At 37.7% G+C, this 1821-nt stretch carries 3 protein-coding genes; 1 reads left to right on the top strand and 2 read right to left on the bottom strand.

From position 1 onward, the window contains the following. Positions 1-746 (bottom strand): MATE family efflux transporter (locus tag ABZA26_RS14220; protein WP_372715149.1); only part of this gene is annotated, 746 nt, incomplete at its 3' end. Between the two features lie 191 nt (positions 747-937). On the opposite strand from ABZA26_RS14220, the gene ABZA26_RS14225 reads away from it, so the two are divergent. Further along, a complete protein-coding gene (locus ABZA26_RS14225) occupies positions 938-1348 on the top strand; it encodes a hypothetical protein (RefSeq protein WP_372715150.1) in 411 nt (136 codons plus the stop codon). 58 nt (positions 1349-1406) lie between these two features. Here ABZA26_RS14225 and ABZA26_RS14230 read toward each other — a convergent pair. Then, the coding region (locus ABZA26_RS14230) for an OmpA family protein (RefSeq protein WP_372715151.1) at positions 1407-1821 on the bottom strand (415 nt) is incomplete at its 5' end.

The following is a 1821-nucleotide window of genomic DNA, read 5'->3' on the forward strand; positions in this document are numbered from 1 at the left end:
GGTAGGGCGATTCTCATTATTTCCCACCATTTTTCTTTTATATGTATGAGGTGACTGCTTTTTATGCTCATACAGGACCCTAGGCTGATACAAGAGTGCTTCTGAAGATAAAATATAGTATATAAAAATCCCACTAAATTGGCAGCAACAGTGGCAATAGCAGCCCCTTTTACCCCCATTTCCGGGAAACCCATTTTCCCGAATATAAGGAGGTAATCTAAGCCTAGATTTACTACTGTCATAACTCCGGTTGTGTATAGAGGGATTTTTGTATTCTGAGCCCCCCTTATTATTCCATTCAGTAGACCCCTCCAGATGGTCATCAAAAGTGCAAAAGAACTTATTTTTAAGTAGATACTTCCCAAAACCAGTACCTCTCCCCTGGCATTAGCAAATTTTAGGAACTCCTGGGGTACAGTATAAAAAAGTACTCCCAAAACCAAAGAAATGGCTGCTCCCATGAAAAATCCTATACTCCCGTATATATTGGCCTCTTCTTCTTCCCCTTCTCCGATTTTCCTGGATACAAGAGAAGTAAGAGCCACCCCTATACCCATGGCAGAAAACACAGCAGACACTGTATATAATATCTGTCCTGAGAGACCTACAGCACTTACTGCCACTCTCCCACCATATTTCCCTACCATAAGTGTATCTACTGTCCATATAAGCATATACAACAGCATCTCACCCACTGCAGGAAGAGCAAGTTTCAGAACTTTTCTATATTTTTCCAGTCTATTCATAAATAATCACCACACTTCATCCTTTGATGGTCTATGACCCTTCAATTAAATACCAATTTTTATTTCTTATTCCTCTCAGCTTATATTAGTTTTACTCAGTTCCCTTATCTTTCTTTTTATTGTCACATTTTCGTCACAGTAAATGAGTAAACTAAGTCATAGAGAATTTCTAAATTAAAGGAGGAATAAAAATGAAAAAATTACTAATGATAGGATTTGTATTTATATCCACTTTGACTTTTGCTGACAGTGGAAGCTTATCTCTGAACTTTGGAGACGGGCACAGAGGAGGCGCTGACGTTGCTGTATCTTTGAATATCGGAGATGATCATCATCACAGATATGAAAAACCGAGATATGTGGAAAAAGAGGTGCATATATACGAGCAGCCGAGATATGTAAAGAAAGAAGTACATGTGTATGAACAGCCGAGATACGTAAAAAAAGAGGTACACAGACATAAAAACAGATACAATGAGCCTCAAAAAGTCGTAGTTGTACATAAATATCAAGAGGTAAATAATAACATTCCATATGGTCATGCTAAAAAGCATAAGGTAAACAAAGGTTATAACAATAACAACAAAAATTGGAAAAATTAGATACTATTTTAATAGACAACAAATAAAAAAGGCTGCTTACGCAGCCATTTTTTATTTGTTATTCTGCTGGTGTCCAGAATACTTCTACTCTTCTGTTCTGAGCTTTTGCTTCTGGAGTTGTGTTTGGAACTAATGGATTCTCTTCTCCAAATCCTTTTGAAACTATTTCTATTTTTTCACCTTCAAGTTTTCTTCTAAACTCGTCGGCTACAGCTTTTGCTCTTTTTTCTGATAACATCATGTTATATTTAGCAGATCCTGTTGAGTCTGTATTACCTTCAATTGTAAGAGTTCCTTGGTGTCCTGCTAAGTCTTTTGAAATCTCATCTACTTCGGCCATTCCAGCTGCTGTTACTTCATAGCTGTTTACTGGGAAAAGTTCTCTTAATTTTAGCCCTTCTTCAGGTACCATGATAACCGGTGCTGGAGCCGGAGCAGGTGCTGGCTTCACTACTGGAGCAGGTTTCATAACC

This window comes from Ilyobacter sp., assembly GCF_041583315.1.
In the GTDB taxonomy this organism is placed as follows: domain Bacteria; phylum Fusobacteriota; class Fusobacteriia; order Fusobacteriales; family Fusobacteriaceae; genus Ilyobacter.

Excerpts from the sequence above, each read along its gene's own strand:
- ABZA26_RS14225 (WP_372715150.1), top strand. The coding sequence starts at position 938 with ATGAAAAAATTACTAATGATAGGATTTGTATTTATATCCACTTTGACT.